Origin of the sequence: Streptomyces sp. NPDC001634 (assembly GCF_040298185.1) — a bacterium.
GTDB lineage: Bacteria > Actinomycetota > Actinomycetes > Streptomycetales > Streptomycetaceae > Streptomyces.
Genome location: NZ_JBEOZU010000243.1, coordinates 1 through 1,139 on the forward strand (window position 1 = coordinate 1; position 1,139 = coordinate 1,139).

At 36.3% G+C, this 1,139-nt stretch carries 1 protein-coding gene; it reads left to right on the forward strand.

What is annotated here, in order from left to right:
- Window positions 1–652 precede the first annotated feature (652 nt).
- Window positions 653–1,018 carry a plasmid mobilization protein gene (locus ABT186_RS47820; protein WP_351930727.1) on the forward strand — a complete coding sequence of 122 codons (366 nt, stop codon included), beginning with the start codon at window positions 653–655 and terminating at the stop codon, window positions 1,016–1,018.
- The last annotated feature ends 121 nt before the right edge of the window (window positions 1,019–1,139 follow it).

Consider the following 1,139-nt stretch of genomic DNA (forward strand, 5'->3'; position numbering starts at 1 on the left):
TTTATTAAACCATTCAAGTGAAGCTATGACCTTAACGTATCTTGGATTAGATCAAGCTAGTCGAGAAACGATGTTAGACCAAATTGATTTTGGGTAATGAATGTTTAGAACTTAGTAGTCGTCCAAAAACGACTACTTTTTTTGTTGAATCGTCCAAGGACGATTCGATGCTTTTGACTTGTAAGAACAGGATTGAATGAAGCCATACTGTTCGCATATTTTTAGTGGATGAACGAATAAAAAATCTCTCGTATTTTGTTTGTTCATCCATGGTTTTAGAAAAAAGAGGGACGATTTCGGAAGAAGAAAATCGTCTCTTTTTTTTCTTCTTTTTGTATGACAAAAAGAAAGATCTTTTGCCCATTTTATTTTTATAAAATGGGTAGGTGGCGTTTGCGTAAAGCAAATCGACACAATCCAAAGGGGATAAAAGGGGAAAGTGAAACTTCCCCCTTTTCAAGCCACATTGTAATACAAGAACGAAGTAATTTGTATTACAATGTGATAGCTTACAGCAGTATTTATGGGTTTATATTTGCTATTTTGTTGTGAGGATTGTAACCGAATAGGGCGCAATGCTTATTACAAAATCAATGACAAAGGGCGATTGAGGAATGAGCGCTGGGGCATTTTATCTTTGAGGAGGCTATTTATGGATCAGAAAGAAGTATCACAAAATCAAACAAAGTACATTCAATTTAGATTATCTGAAGAACAATACAATAAGCTGAAAATTTCAGGAGAAACATATGGACTCTCTCCGAATCTTTATGAGAAAAAATTAGCACAAAAATCTCATTTAAAAAAACCTTATCTCGAACATGACCAAGCGAAATCTTTATTATTAGAACTCTCAAAACAAGGAACCAATTTAAATCAAATCGCCAAGAAACTCAATCAATTCGATCGGATGGACAACCAAGATAAAGAGCTGATCGTGGCTTTACGCTATACATACGGAGTACTCGCTCAAGCTCAAAAGGGGTATCAAGAGTTATGGCAACAATTGCAAAAATAAGCAATGGCGCAAGTGCAGCGAGCGCCCTTAATTATGCTTTAGGGCAAGACAGACCCATGCATGAAAAAACTGAACAGTGGCTACAAGACCATCAATTGGAACGTCCTGTGGAGCTGACAAA

What these genes read in the sequence shown, in the direction of transcription:
- ABT186_RS47820 (WP_351930727.1), top strand. Translation starts at nt 653, where the DNA reads ATGGATCAGAAAGAAGTATCACAAAATCAAACAAAGTACATTCAATTT.